Annotated in this window: 18 protein-coding genes and 1 tRNA gene; 9 read left to right on the plus strand and 10 right to left on the minus strand. The window is 59.2% G+C overall.

Annotation, left to right across the window (positions count from 1 at the left end):
- Window positions 1-371: 371 nt before the first annotated feature.
- Both C4J92_RS07045 and C4J92_RS07050 read left to right on the plus strand, forming a co-directional pair.
- Window positions 372-1,046 (plus strand): NAD-dependent epimerase/dehydratase family protein, encoded by a 675-nt coding sequence (locus C4J92_RS07045; protein WP_124403364.1) that lies wholly within the window; start codon window positions 372-374, stop codon window positions 1,044-1,046.
- A 92-nt stretch (window positions 1,047-1,138) separates the two neighbouring features.
- The gene (locus C4J92_RS07050) at window positions 1,139-2,332 is read left to right on the plus strand and encodes a CaiB/BaiF CoA-transferase family protein (RefSeq protein ID WP_124403365.1); all 1,194 of its coding nucleotides are present in this window, start codon (window positions 1,139-1,141) and stop codon (window positions 2,330-2,332) included.
- Window positions 2,333-2,418: 86 nt separating this feature from the next.
- On the opposite strand, the gene C4J92_RS07055 is transcribed toward C4J92_RS07050, so the two are convergent.
- Window positions 2,419-2,907, minus strand: a complete 489-nt coding sequence (locus tag C4J92_RS07055; protein ID WP_124361705.1) for a DMT family transporter — start codon at window positions 2,905-2,907, stop codon at window positions 2,419-2,421.
- 68 nt (window positions 2,908-2,975) lie between these two features.
- On the opposite strand from C4J92_RS07055, the gene C4J92_RS07060 reads away from it, so the two are divergent.
- Window positions 2,976-3,893, plus strand: coding sequence for a LysR family transcriptional regulator (locus tag C4J92_RS07060; protein WP_124403366.1), 918 nt, complete (start codon window positions 2,976-2,978; stop codon window positions 3,891-3,893).
- 7 nt (window positions 3,894-3,900) lie between these two features.
- Here C4J92_RS07060 and C4J92_RS07065 read toward each other — a convergent pair whose 3' ends face one another.
- Both C4J92_RS07065 and C4J92_RS07070 read right to left on the minus strand, forming a co-directional pair.
- Entirely contained in the window at window positions 3,901-4,185 is a 285-nt protein-coding gene (locus C4J92_RS07065; RefSeq protein ID WP_124403367.1) for a type II toxin-antitoxin system RelE/ParE family toxin, read from the minus strand.
- Window positions 4,175-4,414: a CopG family ribbon-helix-helix protein gene (locus tag C4J92_RS07070; protein WP_124361708.1), complete on the minus strand. Its 240-nt coding sequence runs from the start codon at window positions 4,412-4,414 to the stop codon at window positions 4,175-4,177. The genes C4J92_RS07065 and C4J92_RS07070 overlap by 11 nt, the downstream gene beginning before the upstream one ends.
- A gap of 206 nt (window positions 4,415-4,620) precedes the next feature.
- On the opposite strand from C4J92_RS07070, the gene C4J92_RS07075 reads away from it, so the two are divergent.
- Together C4J92_RS07075 and C4J92_RS07080 are read left to right on the plus strand one after the other, a co-directional pair.
- Window positions 4,621-5,262, plus strand: a complete 642-nt coding sequence (locus C4J92_RS07075; protein ID WP_124403368.1) for a LysE family translocator — start codon at window positions 4,621-4,623, stop codon at window positions 5,260-5,262.
- A 120-nt stretch (window positions 5,263-5,382) separates the two neighbouring features.
- Window positions 5,383-5,910, plus strand: a complete 528-nt coding sequence (locus C4J92_RS07080; RefSeq protein ID WP_057723086.1) for a DUF4142 domain-containing protein — start codon at window positions 5,383-5,385, stop codon at window positions 5,908-5,910.
- Between the two features lie 70 nt (window positions 5,911-5,980).
- Here C4J92_RS07080 and C4J92_RS07085 read toward each other — a convergent pair whose 3' ends face one another.
- Window positions 5,981-6,406 carry a low affinity iron permease family protein gene (locus tag C4J92_RS07085; protein WP_124361712.1) on the minus strand — a complete coding sequence of 142 codons (426 nt, stop codon included), beginning with the start codon at window positions 6,404-6,406 and terminating at the stop codon, window positions 5,981-5,983.
- A 176-nt stretch (window positions 6,407-6,582) separates the two neighbouring features.
- On the opposite strand from C4J92_RS07085, the gene C4J92_RS07090 reads away from it, so the two are divergent.
- Window positions 6,583-7,365, plus strand: a complete 783-nt coding sequence (locus C4J92_RS07090) for a GNAT family N-acetyltransferase (RefSeq protein WP_124403369.1) — start codon at window positions 6,583-6,585, stop codon at window positions 7,363-7,365.
- Here the strand turns inward: C4J92_RS07090 and C4J92_RS07095 are convergent, their stop codons facing one another.
- The 5 genes from C4J92_RS07095 to C4J92_RS07115 form a co-directional block, all read right to left on the minus strand.
- Window positions 7,366-7,866: a methylated-DNA--[protein]-cysteine S-methyltransferase gene (locus C4J92_RS07095; protein WP_124366199.1), complete on the minus strand. Its 501-nt coding sequence runs from the start codon at window positions 7,864-7,866 to the stop codon at window positions 7,366-7,368.
- Window positions 7,867-8,072: 206 nt separating this feature from the next.
- Window positions 8,073-8,146: transfer RNA gene (locus tag C4J92_RS07100), tRNA-Gly, on the minus strand.
- 134 nt (window positions 8,147-8,280) lie between these two features.
- Window positions 8,281-9,165, minus strand: a complete 885-nt coding sequence (locus C4J92_RS07105) for an alpha/beta fold hydrolase (RefSeq protein WP_124403370.1) — start codon at window positions 9,163-9,165, stop codon at window positions 8,281-8,283.
- A 304-nt stretch (window positions 9,166-9,469) separates the two neighbouring features.
- Complete coding sequence (locus tag C4J92_RS07110; protein WP_124403371.1) at window positions 9,470-10,162, minus strand: pseudouridine synthase; 693 nt, start codon at window positions 10,160-10,162, stop codon at window positions 9,470-9,472.
- Entirely contained in the window at window positions 10,152-10,364 is a 213-nt protein-coding gene (locus tag C4J92_RS07115) for a cysteine-rich CWC family protein (RefSeq protein WP_124366203.1), read from the minus strand. Before C4J92_RS07115 ends, C4J92_RS07110 begins: the two co-directional genes overlap by 11 nt.
- A gap of 293 nt (window positions 10,365-10,657) precedes the next feature.
- Between C4J92_RS07115 and C4J92_RS27150 the strand changes: the two genes are divergently transcribed.
- On the plus strand, window positions 10,658-11,011 hold the full coding sequence (locus tag C4J92_RS27150; RefSeq protein WP_124361718.1) for a hypothetical protein: 354 nt from the start codon (window positions 10,658-10,660) through the stop codon (window positions 11,009-11,011).
- A gap of 147 nt (window positions 11,012-11,158) precedes the next feature.
- On the plus strand, window positions 11,159-11,593 hold the full coding sequence (locus C4J92_RS07125) for a DUF3757 domain-containing protein (protein ID WP_124361719.1): 435 nt from the start codon (window positions 11,159-11,161) through the stop codon (window positions 11,591-11,593).
- A gap of 4 nt (window positions 11,594-11,597) precedes the next feature.
- Here the strand turns inward: C4J92_RS07125 and C4J92_RS07130 are convergent, their stop codons facing one another.
- Window positions 11,598-12,710 (minus strand): enoyl-CoA hydratase/isomerase family protein, encoded by a 1,113-nt coding sequence (locus C4J92_RS07130; protein ID WP_124403372.1) that lies wholly within the window; start codon window positions 12,708-12,710, stop codon window positions 11,598-11,600.
- A gap of 136 nt (window positions 12,711-12,846) precedes the next feature.
- Here C4J92_RS07130 and ung point away from each other — a divergent pair, with 136 nt between their 5' ends.
- Complete coding sequence (ung, locus tag C4J92_RS07135; protein ID WP_124369947.1) at window positions 12,847-13,539, plus strand: uracil-DNA glycosylase; 693 nt, start codon at window positions 12,847-12,849, stop codon at window positions 13,537-13,539.
- The last annotated feature ends 14 nt before the right edge of the window (window positions 13,540-13,553 follow it).

Below are 13,553 nucleotides of genomic sequence, written 5' to 3' on the forward strand. Positions count from 1 at the left end.
AAGACGTTTTAGCGTGCTTGAGCACATGAGTGTATTGAGAGCGTGTTAGCTAGTTTGTGATTTTGTTTTCTTAATATAAAAGCTAATAGTTTTGAGCAAGATGAAAACGGAAGTTTTGACGTAAGTAAGTTCCTATATTTTGGAAGATCAATACGCATCGATTCGATGATTGTTTGAGCCGTTCGGCGGATAGGTCAAAGACGTATTTAGTGGTGACGTGCTGGGGCCGACATCGAGGCGGGAATGCGATTTGTTGAAGCCGTTCCGTACTGGATTGAGTAAGGTGTGGGGGCGGCGGCCTGAATGTGACGATCGGCTTCAAAGATCTGTCTCTCGGGGTGTCAAAACCAGCTGCATGAATGGAGTAGTTGATGAGAATTCTATTATTCGGCGCCACCGGCATGATCGGTCAGGGCGTACTGCGCGAGTGCCTGCTGGCGCCCGACGTGCAGGAAGTCGTTGCCGTCGGCCGCACGTCGTTGACCCAGGAGCACGGCAAACTGCATCAAGTGTTGCACAGCGACATGCTGGATTTCCAACCCCTGGAAAATCTGCTGCAAGGCTTTGATGCGTGTTTCTTCTGCCTGGGCGTTTCCTCGGCGGGCATGAATGAAATCAACTACACCCACCTCACTTATGACCTGACTTTAGTCGCCGCCAGCACCCTGGCGCGGCTCAACCCGCAGATGACGTTTATCTATGTCTCCGGCGCCGGCACTGACAGTTCCGAGACGGGCAAGTCGATGTGGGCGCGGGTCAAGGGCAAGACCGAGAACGCCTTGCTGCGCTTGCCGTTCAAGGCGGTCTATGTGTTCCGGCCGGGGATTGTCCAGCCGTTGCACGGTGTGCGTTCGAAGACGCCGTTGTACCAAGCGTTCTATAGCGTGCTCGGGCCGTTGCTCTCGTTTGTACGTCGGATAAAGCCGAGCTGGGTCGTCAGCACCGAGACCGTCGGCCGTGCGATGTTGCAGGCGGTGAGCCATGGCGCGCCGCAGCCTGTGGTGGAGCAGGCCGAGATCAACCGCTTGGCCGCCGAGCGTCGCTGATGCTGCACAAAAGTCTGGTGTGCTGCGGTTGGATTTTTCCTGCCCGAGTGCTTTAGCCTCGGTGCACACTCCAAGAATAAGAGGTACATCCCATGACGGCCCCCCTGAGCGGTATCAAGGTTATCGAGATCGGCACCCTGATTGCCGCGCCCTTCGCGGCGCGGATGATGGCCGATTTTGGTGCCGAGGTGATCAAGATCGAAGCCATGGGGCAGGGCGATCCGCTTCGCAAATGGCGAAAGCTGCACGAAGGCACGTCGCTGTGGTGGTACCTGCAGTCGCGCAACAAGCAGTCCCTGGCCCTGGACCTCAAGTCGGCAGAAGGCTTGAGCCTGATCAAGCAACTGCTCGGCGACGCCGACGTGCTGATCGAAAACCTGCGCCCCGGTGGCCTGGAAAAACTCGGCCTGGGTTGGGATGTGTTGCATGCCCTCAACCCCAAGCTGACCCTGGTGCGCATCTCCGGCTATGGCCAGACCGGGCCCTATCGCGACCGCCCGGGTTTCGGTGCGATCGGCGAGGCCATGGGTGGCATTCGCTACACCACGGGCAACCCGGATTCGCCACCGGCGCGGGTCGGCGTGAGCCTGGGGGATTCGCTTGCGTCGTTGCACGGTGTGATCGGCGCGCTGATGTCGCTGCTGCGGGTCAAGACCGGTCAGGGTGACGGGCAGATCGTCGATGTGTCACTGGCGGAAAGCGTGTTCAACCTGATGGAAAGCCTGGTGCCCGAATACGACATGCTCGGCCATGTACGTGAGCGCAGCGGCGGTGCCTTGCCCGGTATCGCGCCGTCCAATACCTACCTGACCGCCGACGGCGCCTATGTGGTGATCGCCGGCAATAGCGACCCGATCTACAAGCGCCTGATGACCGCCATCGGCCGCGCCGACCTGGCCGCTGCGCCTGAGTTCGCCCATAACGATGGCCGTGCGGCACAGAGTGGTTTGCTCGACGCGGCAATCACCCACTGGACCAGCAGCCTGCCCATCGAGCAGGTGCTCAGCGCCCTGGAGGCCGCTGAAGTGCCGGCCGGGCGCATCTACTCCGTGGCGGACATTGTCAGCGACCCGCACTACCAGGCACGGGATATGTTGCTCGATGCCGATTTGCCCGGTGGTGTGTCGGTAAAAATGCCCGGCATCGTGCCCAAACTGTCGGAAACGCCCGGCGCGGTGAACTGGCAAGGTCCTGCGCTGGGCCAGCATACCGATGACATCCTCGCAGGCCTGGGCCTGACAGACGCTGACATTCAACGTCTGAAGGCTTTGGGAGTGGTGCAGTGATCACTGATTATTCCGACTCGCTGATCGTGTAGGAGGTCTGCCCGCGCCGGGTTTTCGTGTATCAGCATGGCGGTTCGCTGTGGTCGTCAGCCAGCCGTTGCCAATGCACGGGCCGGCGGCGCGCTGAACTGAATCAGCGCGACGCCGCCGATCAACAGCAACGCCCCTACCACGCGGGGCGTTGTGAGTTGGCGCTCCACCAGGCCGAACAGGCCGAAATGGTCGAGCAGCAACGACGCGAGAATCTGCCCGGCCATCGCCAGGGCAACGAAGCCTGATGCGCCCAGCGTGGGCATCAGCACCAATGCCAGCGAGATAAAGCACACGCCGAATGCGCCACCGGCCCACATCCACAGCGGCGCCTGGGTGATAAAGGCCAGGCTCGGCAAGGGCAGCCGTAGGGCGATGATCACCGGCAGCAACACAATGATGCTCACCAACAGCGAAGCCAGCGTCGCCCACAACGGGTGACCGAGCCCGCGACCCAGGTTGGCGTTGATCGCACTTTGAAACGGCACCACGGCACCAGCGATCACCGCCAGCAGCAACACACCCAGCCAATGCAACGTCGTCATGGCGAATCTCCCAGAGGTTTTGCTGGACTTTAGGTTATTCGTCACGCAAATTTAAATTCCAACTTCTTATGGTGAGTATGCAGCTGATGAATGATCTAAGGCGCATCGACCTCAACTTGTTGGTGATCCTCGACGTGTTGCTCAGCGAGCAACACGTCACCCGCGCCGCCGAACGCCTGCACCTGAGCCAACCGGCGGTCAGCCACGCGCTGGCGCGCTTGCGTGACCTGCTGGGCGACCCGTTGCTGGTGCGTCAGGGCGGCTCATTGATACCAACGGCGCGTGCGCTGGAGTTGGCTACGCCGTTGGCGGAGGCGCTGGCCCAGGTGCAAAGGCTGCTGGCGCCGAACCGCTTTGACCCGGCGTCGGCCAAACGCCGCTTTCGCGTGGCAATGTCGGACTACAGTGCGGCGATTTTCCTGCCGGGATTGGTGCGCTTGTTGCGCCGTGAAGCGCCGGGCATCGACCTGCAAATCATCCAGGCCAGCCGCGAAGGCATGGTCGACGGCGTGCTCAACGGTGATCTCGACCTGGCCGCCGGGGTTTTCCCTGACATGCCTGCCGAACTACGGACTACGCCGTTATTCGAAGAGCATTACACCTGCCTGGTCGACCGCGACAGCCTGTCGACGACGGGTGTGCTGGACCTGCCTGCCTACCTGTCACGCCCCCATGTCTTGCTGGAAATGCGCGGCAGCGGCACGCCGGAAATCGAGCGTGCGCTGACCGCGATTCGCCAGCGCCGGCATGTGGCCGTCAGCCTGCCGCACTGGGGCGTGGCACCACAGTTGATTCAGGGCACGGACCTGATCCTGACCGTCTCCTCCCGAGGCTTGTTGAATATCGATCATGCCCAACTGATCGCCGTGCCACCGCCGTTTCATATTCCTTCGTTTGCGTTCGAACTGGCATGGCATGCGCGACGGGGTGGGGATGCGGGGTTGCAGTGGTTGAGTGGGCGGGTGCAGGGTGTGCTAAAGGGCTGATCAGCCGCTACCAGGAGGTCGGTGGTTGGCGGCGGGTATGAAAAATTCGCATCACCTGTAGTCGCCCTTCACGAATACGGTAAGGGACAATGTAGGGCCACCGGGGCACCACCCATTCACGCGTCCCTGGGACGCGCCCGGTTTTTCCCAGCGCGGGAAATTGCGCAATGTGTTCAATCCCGGCCAAAATCGCCTGGACGAACTCGTAGGCGGCTTTGGGGTTTTCTTCAGCAATAAAGGCCGCTTCATCATCCAGGTTTCTGAGGGCTGTCCTCAGCCACTCAACCTGCATTGTTGCGCCATTTGTCAGCGACGGCTTTTACCTCGGCAGCCGTCGCGAAATCCCCCGCATCAGCTTCTTTCAGCGCCTTTTGAATCTCTTCGATTTGCCATGCTTCACGTGTCAGGTATTCACGTAGCGCGTCAACAGCGAGGAACGATTTGCTGCGACCGGTCGCTTTGGCCAGACTGGCAAGCGTATCGGCGACATCGTCCGGTATCCGCAGGGACATAACAGACATACGAACCTCAATGTAGTGATAGGTAGTGCGACATACTACAGCGTCAACTCATTGATCGATTGTCCCGTTCGTCAGAGGCATTCGAGGCATCCCGCCTCGCGGCTGCATGCCTGTCGCGCCAAGCCTTATGCGGGCATGAAGTTTTACGCCCAGCCCGAGAACGTGCAGAATCCCTGAACCTTTCAACTGCCATCAGAGCCACGCCCATGACCCCATCGTTGTTGCTCGCGGTCCTTGCGTCCGGGTTTATCTACGGTATTACGCCCGGTCCCGGCGTGTTGGCCGTGTTCGGCATCGGCGCCGCTCGTGGCCGGCGTGCCGGGGCAGGCTTTTTGGCTGGGCATTTGCTTGGCGACGTGGTGTGGTGCAGCACCGCATTGGTTGCGATTGTGGGCGCTCGGGAAGTTGGCAGCAGTGCATTTGATGTACTGGGCGTGCTCAGCGGGCTGTATCTGTTCTGGCTCGGCTGGCGTGCGATTCGCACCCAGCGGCGTAGCAGCGAGGCTCCTCAGGGAGCGGCGCGGCATCCGTTCTGGCACGGTATTCTGTTCGGCCTGACCAACCCCAAGGCGTACCCGGTGGCTGTAGCGACATTCACTGCATTGCTCTCCAGTCGTGCCGAATTGCTGACGTGGTCGATGCTGCCATGGCTGATTGTCCTGAGCTTCATCGGGGGCCTGTTGGCCTATGCGATCCTGATCGGCGTGGTCGGTGCCCAACGTGTGCGTACGCTGTATCAGCGTCATGAAATCCTTATCACGAGACTGTGCGGCGTGATGTTTATCGGGTTCGCCATCAACGCGTTGGCGCATGCGTTGCCGGGTCTGTTTGCCAGCAAGCCCGTCTGACTCAACAACGACCGTTCGTCGCACTGGAAAGTTTTTTCTAAACCTTTGCCTCAAGCAAAATTCGAATCCAGGGCGAGGCGCTGTTTCTTCGCACCTATTTTTGCCCTGGAGGAACCCATCATGAGCCGCATGGCTATCCGGTTACGCACCGCCAGTTTCGCGATGCTGCTGGGCCTCGGCGCCAGCAATGCTTTCGCCCAGTCACCTGCCGAATTCATCGAGCAGGCTTCGGCCAAAGGCATGGCCGATATCGAAACCAGTCGCATGGCCCACGCCAGAACCTCGTCCCAGGAGATCAAGGATTACACCATCGAGGTGATCAATGAGCGCACCCTGGCCAACCAGCATCTGGCGGCTATCGCTAAAAAGCTCGACTTGCCGGTAGCCCCGCGCGAGAAGATCGTCGACAAGGCCGAAACCCTGATGCCCGAACTCAAGGACGGCGACTCCTTCGACGCCGCCTACACCGCGCAGCAGGTCAAGGAAAACGAAGACGCCATCGCCCTGTTCAAGCAGGAAGGCGCGGCGTCGCAGGTGCCAGAGATAAAAGCGTTGGTGGATGAGACGCTGCCCAAGCTGCAGGAGCGTCTGGAAAAGGCCCGCGCCCTGGCCTCGACCTACGGCAAGGGGCACCAAGGCGACGGTTGAAGCTCCCTTTGAGTTGAAGCTCCCTTTGAAATGAAAACGGCGGTTGGATCATCTCCAACCGCCGTTTTTTTCAGGCTTGGTTCAAATTTGTTTTCGGCGCCGCCGCGTCGTCGGCGGCAGGGCCGCAACTGCTGTTGAGGTTCAAGCTGCCGGCTTTGCCGATATCGCGATATTCCTGGCGTAGCTTTTCAAGCTCCTTACGGTCCAGGCCGTCCAGGCTCAGCACCGCGTTCTGCGCATCCTTGGACACACGCAACAGCTCGTCGATCTTGATATGCAGGATGTCATTGTCGCGGTTCTGTGTGTTCTGGATCAGGAACACCATCAGGAACGTGATGATGGTGGTCGAGGTGTTGATGATCAATTGCCAAGTGTCGTTGTAATGAAAGTACGGCCCGCTCAGGCTCCAGGCCAGGATCAGCGCCACCGCCGTGTAGAACGTCCGGGGGCTGCCGGCCCAGCGCGACAGGGTTTGGGAGACTGCAGAGAAGTTCATGACCGTTTTCCTCAAGAAGGGTGATGAAACTACTGACAGCAGTCGCTCGCTGAAATTTCTTTTTACAACTTATCGGTCGGATAAAAGTAGAGGTTTTTCTGTCGGGCTTTTAGGAGCGGGCCTACGGCGCTGTGAAACCTTGAGCACAAGACTGGGTTTTTGCCTGGTTATTGCTTATGCACGCTAAAAACGCCTATGACCTATTCGCACGCTATGACTTGACCGAAGCGCATTTTTTTGCGGCGACCTGCGCGATGTATTGTCGGCATAGCGCCGGTATCAGCACCTACTTTGCTGAGGAACATTGCGCGCCGTGGAATATGTTGTTTATTCGTCTGGGCAGCGACCCGCTGCGCGAAGCGACGGAGTTACCCCGGGAACTGATCCGCCGTACCTTGATCCCCATCCGTATCGTGATTCCTCAGGAACAGGTCGATGGCTTGCGCGACATGCTCGCGCAGCTCGGCTTTCAGCCGGCTGAAGACACGACGGCGATGGTCCTGTCATTGGCGCGCCTTGCGCCATTGATAAACGAGGAAGGTGTGCAGATCAGCCTGACTCGGAACCTGAACGAATGGGCGACTCCGCTCGACAGTGCATTCCTGATAGCGCCTGAGGCGGTCGCGCATTACCAGGCTCGGCATCAGCGATCCCTGGACGCCGGTGAAGCCCTTTATCACTTCACATTGTCTGTTGAGGGGCAGGTGAGCTGTTCGTTGACCTTGTCGTTATGTGAGGGGGAGGCCCGGCTGAGTGATGTCGGCACGCGGGTCGGCTTTCGTGGAAGAGGCTACGCCACTCGATTGATTCAAGCGGCTCTGCTTCACGCCTCGGGCCTGGGGGCTCGCCGGTGTTTTCTCGAGGCCTCGACGGCCGCCGTTGCACTGTATGGAAAGCTCGGTTTCCAACGCTTGTTCGATTGCGCGTCCTTTATTCGCGCAGCTGCCCCACAGCCATGATCAGAACGCCAGTTTCGCCTGGCCGCGATTCTCCAGCGTCAACAGATATTGCTTGGCCTCAAGGCCTCCCGCGAACCCGGTCAGCCCGCCCGAAGCACCCACCACTCGGTGACAGGGCGCAATGATCGAAATCGGATTACGCCCATTCGCCGCCCCGACTGCACGCACGGCTTTCGGGTTGCCGATCTGCTGGGCTATCTGGCTGTAGCTGCGCGTTTCGCCAAACGGAATGGTCAGCAGGGCCTGCCAGACTTGTTTCTGAAAGTCGGTGCCGGCGAAGTCCAACTCCAGCTCGAACTGGCTGCGTGTTCCCGCGAAGTATTCGTTTAGCTGGCGCTGGGCTTCCAATAGCACCAGGCTGTTGTTGGTCTCGATCAATTCACCCAGGCGTACGCGGTTGGCGCGCTCTGTTTGCCACAGGATGGCGCCAAGTTTGCCATGGCGCGCCACCAAGGTGAGTTCGCCGACAGGGGAGGGCATGAGTGTGTATTCACAGGGCATGGGCGGGCTCCTCGAAGGGATGCTGAAGCGTAAGGCGCCAGTGTAGGTCCATCAGGGTATTGGCAAACTACGTTTCTTGCGCTCGAATTCTTTGTAGAAGGCGAGCGTTATAGGCAGCTGAACGTCAGCCAAAAAAAACCGGCTCTCAGGAGCCGGTTTTTTATGCATTCGTGTCAGCGATGGCATGACATGAAAGCCAATTTGAGTGGAGCGGGTAGAGGGAATCGAACCCTCAACTAAAGCTTGGGAAGCTTTCGTTTTGCCACTAAACTATACCCGCTCAAAGCGGCTGACTTTGTACCAGATGTTCACCCGGATTTGAAGTTTTTCTTCGAAAAAATCGCATGTTGCGCGCGCACCTTACGCAGACAAGCGGCGCCACTGCAGGAACCCGCTCCTACAGTGGGCCTCACTTCAGACCGCCCATGCATGTTGCGTCTGACCCTGCTGGTAGCGTAACCGACTCACCGGCCGCTGCCCTTTCAAAAAGCCTACCACCGCCTCCCGGCTGTCCCGGCATGCCGCTTTATGCTCCATATCCAGGAAATGCCCCGTGGCCTGGACAGTGCTGAAGCTGCTGTGGGTTATATGTTGCCCAAACAGCCTGGCATCCTCGGCGCTGGTGTACTCGTCCCATTCGCCGTTCAGGAATAGCACCGGAATGTCGATCTGCCTGGCTGCGTTGAGGTAACACAAACGATCGCTGTGAAGCACCTGGCTGATGTGGAAGTGCATCTGCCCGTATTCATGCTCGGCCAGGCTGCTGACGTGCTTGTAGTTGAAGCGCTTGAACAGCGACGGCAGGTGCTTGCCGATGGTGCTGTTGACCAGATGGCCGACGCGGTCGCGGTCGAGGTTGCCGAGGTAGTCGACGCCGCGCTCGAGGTAGTCGCGCATGGGCGGGTTGATCACCGGGGAGAATGAGCTGATCACCGCCTTTTCAATGCGTCGCGGGCGTTGGGCGAGGGCGAACAAGGCGGCGATACCGCCCCACGAGAAGGAGAGCACGTGCTCGGCGGCAAAGCGCTCAATCAGCTCCAGCAGGATCTGGCCTTCGACTTCCTTCGTCAGCATCCGCTCGTGGCGGTTGTGGATTTTGGAACGTCCGGCGTAGGGCTGGTCGTACAACACCACATTGAATTGCGGGTAAAGGCTTTTCACGGTTTGGGCGAAAGAGGCCGTGGTGGCCATTGAGCCGTTGACCAGAATGATGGTCTTTTCAGCGGCATCCGCGCGATAGAACTCCGTGTAAACCCGGTACTGACCCTGTATATCCAACACAGCGATTTCTGGCCTCATGTCGTAAGACTCCTGGCAAGCGGGTAGGGCGCGCAAATGACTTTGCACGAGCTTTATGACAGGTAGGCATACGCCTGGAAGATGAGCGCCCCTGTCGGTCCGATTGCGGCTGGCCGACAGCGGTTGTCAGGGCGGGATGTTTGCCGGGACGGCCCGTCAATCAAGCACGGGCGGGGCAAGGTGTTTCTTGGAGGTTATAGGTGACTCGCCAGTCATATTTCAACGGGTGAGCTTGATTCAAGCACAGACTCGGCAGGTCGCAAGCCGCCTGGCTGGTTTTTTGCCACCAGCGGCTGAACGGTCGTCAGACTTGTCGGATTTCATCGTCAGTCAGGGCTCGGTAATCCCCCGGCGCAAGGGACGGATCCAACTGCAGCGGGCCCATGCGCTCACGGTGCAGCGCAATCACCTTGTTATTGAAGTGCCCGAACATGCGTTTCACCTGGTGATAACGGCCTTCGATGATGCTCAAGCGCGCCGTGGTCGGTCCCAGTAATTCCAGCTCGGCGGGTTGGGTGGTGAGATCTTCGAACGCGAAGTACAAGCCCGCCTTGAATGTCACCGCGTATTCGGGACCGATTTCCTGCGCTGTTTCCACGCGGTACACCTTGGGCAACTTGGTCGTCGGTTGTGTCAGGCGCCGCGACCACTGGCCGTCGTTGGTGATCAACATCAGGCCGGTCGTGTTGTAGTCCAGGCGCCCGGCAATATGCAGCGTGCCTTTGTCCGGCTCATTCAGCAGATCGAGCACGGTAGGGTGTTGCGGATCCGCCGTGGCACTCACACACCCTTGGGGTTTGTGCAGCATGAAATAGCGCGCCGGTTTGCCCGCCTGCAGCACCTCACCATCAACGCACACCTGGCTGAACTCGCGTACCTCATGGTGGGGATCACTGACCGTTACTCCCTCGACGCTGACGCGGCGTTCCACCAACAGCAACCGTACTTGCCTGCGATTGAAGCGCGGCAGGTTGCTGAGGAACCGATCAACGCGCATCAGGGGTGCGCAACTGTTCATCCACTTGGGCGCAACGCGGGCACAGGCAGGCTTTATTGCGCAGTTCGTCAGGCAGCGCGAGGAGTACCGCCGGGTCAATGGTGACATTGAAGCACCAGCACGCCTGGTCAACCGTGCGTGGGTCTGCCAGGGCGCAGTCGTTGACGGCTCCGCAGGCGGGGCAAAGCGTGGGTGTAGTCATGGCAGGGTCAGGCTGTATAGGCAGGTGTGCTCGGCCTTGCACAATACAGCGCGGACCCGCAGCAGGACAATGCCGTCATCGAGAGCGATATGGTATCTGCCTGAAAGTGACTGAAACGATATAGCTTGGGCTCCCGTCGGTTGCCCTTACAGGAGTTGCGTGTTGATGTATCAAGTTGTTACTGAAACGCACCAGATGTTGTTTTTGATGTCAGATATTGTGTCATTCGGCGCAAGCTGGATGCCGCTCTCCAGCGTCGCTGGAGGTGCTCTTCCGCGGTCCAGGAGGCCGCCATGTATCGACGACTGCTGCTCACTGCATTACTCGGCCTGACCTTGTCAGCTTGTGTGCCCTACTACGATGGAGGCGCCACTTACTATCGCTCCGAGGTGTATACCGCACCGGCGCCTGCCTATTACTACGGTGGCCCTCGCTATGACAGGGGCAGCTACTACGCGCCGGCTCCACGTTACTATCCGGCCCCGCGCTATTACTCGGCGCCGCGTTATTACCAACCCGCGCCACGTTATTATCCGAGGTCTGCCTACCGGGCGTATCCGAACCAGGGCTGGGGAGGAAATCGTTGGGGAAACGGCGGTCACGGACGGGGTGGTGAGCATGGCGGTGGGCGCGGTGGTCACCGCTGAAGAAAGGCTTTTAACGAAGCGGCGCATGATGCGCCGCTTTTTTTTGCCTGCCATTCGTCGGCACTGTCAGATTTAACAGCTATCTTTGAGGCTCAAGATATATTTCACTGCGGGGAAACGCTGTGTGTTTGTCGAAGGAAAGCCTCTATGTTCAAACAACTGATGTGCGTGCTTTTACTAGTCGGCTGCGTCATGGGCCCGGCGGGGGCAAAGCAGTTTTGTCCGGATAAATCGATGATCCGAAACGTCAAAGGCTACTTTCAATACCAGCAGGATGGCGTGCTCTGGCAAGGTCCCAAGGTTGAGCCTAACGAATATATACATAGCTTTCTTGGCGCTTTATTCACGCCTGAAAAGGGCACTGACCGAAAAAACGGCTACGTGGAAAAGTGCGTTTATGAAAACCAGCGTGAAGAGCTGGTCGTTATGCGTCCTTGCATTTCAGGCGCTGCCAACACCATGTCGCTGACCGACAGCTTGCATTGGGAGCTTGGCAAGATTCCGTTCGATCAACAGGTTTACGTCTGCCGTGACAATCAACCCGATAATTGCGCATTCACGATAAATGACTCGCAACGATAGGCTGTCAATAATCGGATAAATCTGCCAGAGGATTCCTACCCTCCCAGGCTTTTTCAAAATGCGCCTGCACCACCGCCTCTGGAATTGTGTTGATATCCGGCCAGTGCCAGTGCGGCGCCTGGTCCTTATCGATCAACCGCGCCCGCACCCCTTCGGCGAATTCCGGATGACGGCAGCAGTTGAGGCTCACCGTGTATTCCATCTGGAACACTTGGGCCAACGACAAATGCCGAGCCCGGCGGATTTGCTCCCACACCAGATGGGCGGTCAGTGGGCAGCCTTCGCTCAGCGTCTTGCCGGCGCGAGCCAGCAGCGGATCAGCGTGATCACGCAACTGGCTCAACGCGCGCCAGGCGCAGCGTATGTCACCCACATCCAGCCAGTCGTCGATCTGCCCACGGCGCGGTAACCACTGCGCTTCGGGTTGCTGGTCGACGGCTTCCTGGGCGAGGGCCTTGAGCAGGCTGTTGAGCTGCATCGCGCTCTGTTCCTGCCAGTTCAGTTGCAGCAGGCCTTCGAGCAGTTCGTCTTGCTGGTCATCGCGCAGGAAACGGTCGGCCAGGCCCAGGTCCAAGGCATCGCGGCCATTGATGTGGGCGCCGGTAAGGCCCAGGAACAACCCGAGTTTGCCGGGCAGGCGCGACAAGAACCTGCTGGCGCCGACATCCGGGTACAGTCCGATGCTGATTTCCGGCATGGCCAGACGGCTGGTGGGCGTCACGATGCGCACTGACGCGCTTTGCAACAGCCCCATGCCGCCGCCCAGCACATAGCCGTGGCCCCAACAGATCAGCGGCTTGGGATAGGTGTGCAAGCGATAATCGAGGCGGTACTCCGCAGCGAAAAACTGCGCGGCCAGGGCGGGTACTTCGCCGGGTTGTTCGCGACAGGCCTGCGCCAGGCTGCGCACTTCGCCACCGGCGCAAAAGGCCTTGGGGCCATTGCCGCGCAGCAATACGCAGACGATGTTCGGGTCCTTGGCCCAGGCATCCAGGCGATCACCCAAGGCCAAAATCATCGGCAGGGACAGGGCGTTGAGGGTCTTTTCCGCGTCCAGGCTGGCGATGCCGATGCGGGCGCCGTCGCTGCCGGTCAGTTCTTCGAAGTGCAGGTTCATCGTGACCTCAATCGAGAAGGTGAAGGATGAGTATGATCCCTTCGTGGGAAAGCGCCGGTGGTGTGTCAGATCAATTGACAAGCGGGGTCGGCTTTCCTAGGGTTCGCCTCATTCTTTTTTACAAGACAATTCAACTATGACCGATGGCGACCGTATCAAACTCGAACCCAGCTGGAAACACGCCCTGCGCGATGAGTTCGAGAAGCCCTACATGGCCCAGTTGCGCGAGTTCCTGCGCCAGGAACATGCGGCCGGCAAGGAGATCTACCCGCCTGGCCCGCTGATTTTCAATGCCCTCAACTCGACGCCGCTGGACAAGGTCAAGGTGGTGATCCTCGGCCAGGACCCGTACCACGGCCCCGGCCAGGCCCACGGCCTGTGCTTCTCGGTGCAACCAGGTGTGCCGGCGCCGCCGTCCCTGGTCAATATCTATAAAGAACTCAAGCGTGACCTGAACATCGACATCCCCAACCACGGCTACCTGCAAAGCTGGGCAGACCAGGGCGTGCTGATGCTCAACACCACCATGACTGTGGAACGCGCCAATGCCAATGCGCATGCGGGCAAGGGCTGGCAGTTCTTTACCGACCGGATCATCGAGGTGGTCAGCGAGCATCAGCCGCATCTGGTGTTTTTGTTGTGGGGCGCCCACGCCCAGAGCAAGCAAAAGCTGATCGATGCCACCAAGCACCTGGTGCTGACCTCGGTGCACCCGTCACCGTTGTCGGCGTATCGCGGGTTCCTGGGCTGCGGGCATTTCAGTCGCGCCAACAAGTTTCTGGAGCAGAATGGCGAGGCGCCGATCGAGTGGCGGTTGCCGCCGCTCTGAACTGCGAAGAGGGT

The organism is Pseudomonas sp. R3-18-08, assembly GCF_003852065.1.
In the GTDB taxonomy this organism is placed as follows: Bacteria; Pseudomonadota; Gammaproteobacteria; order Pseudomonadales; family Pseudomonadaceae; genus Aquipseudomonas.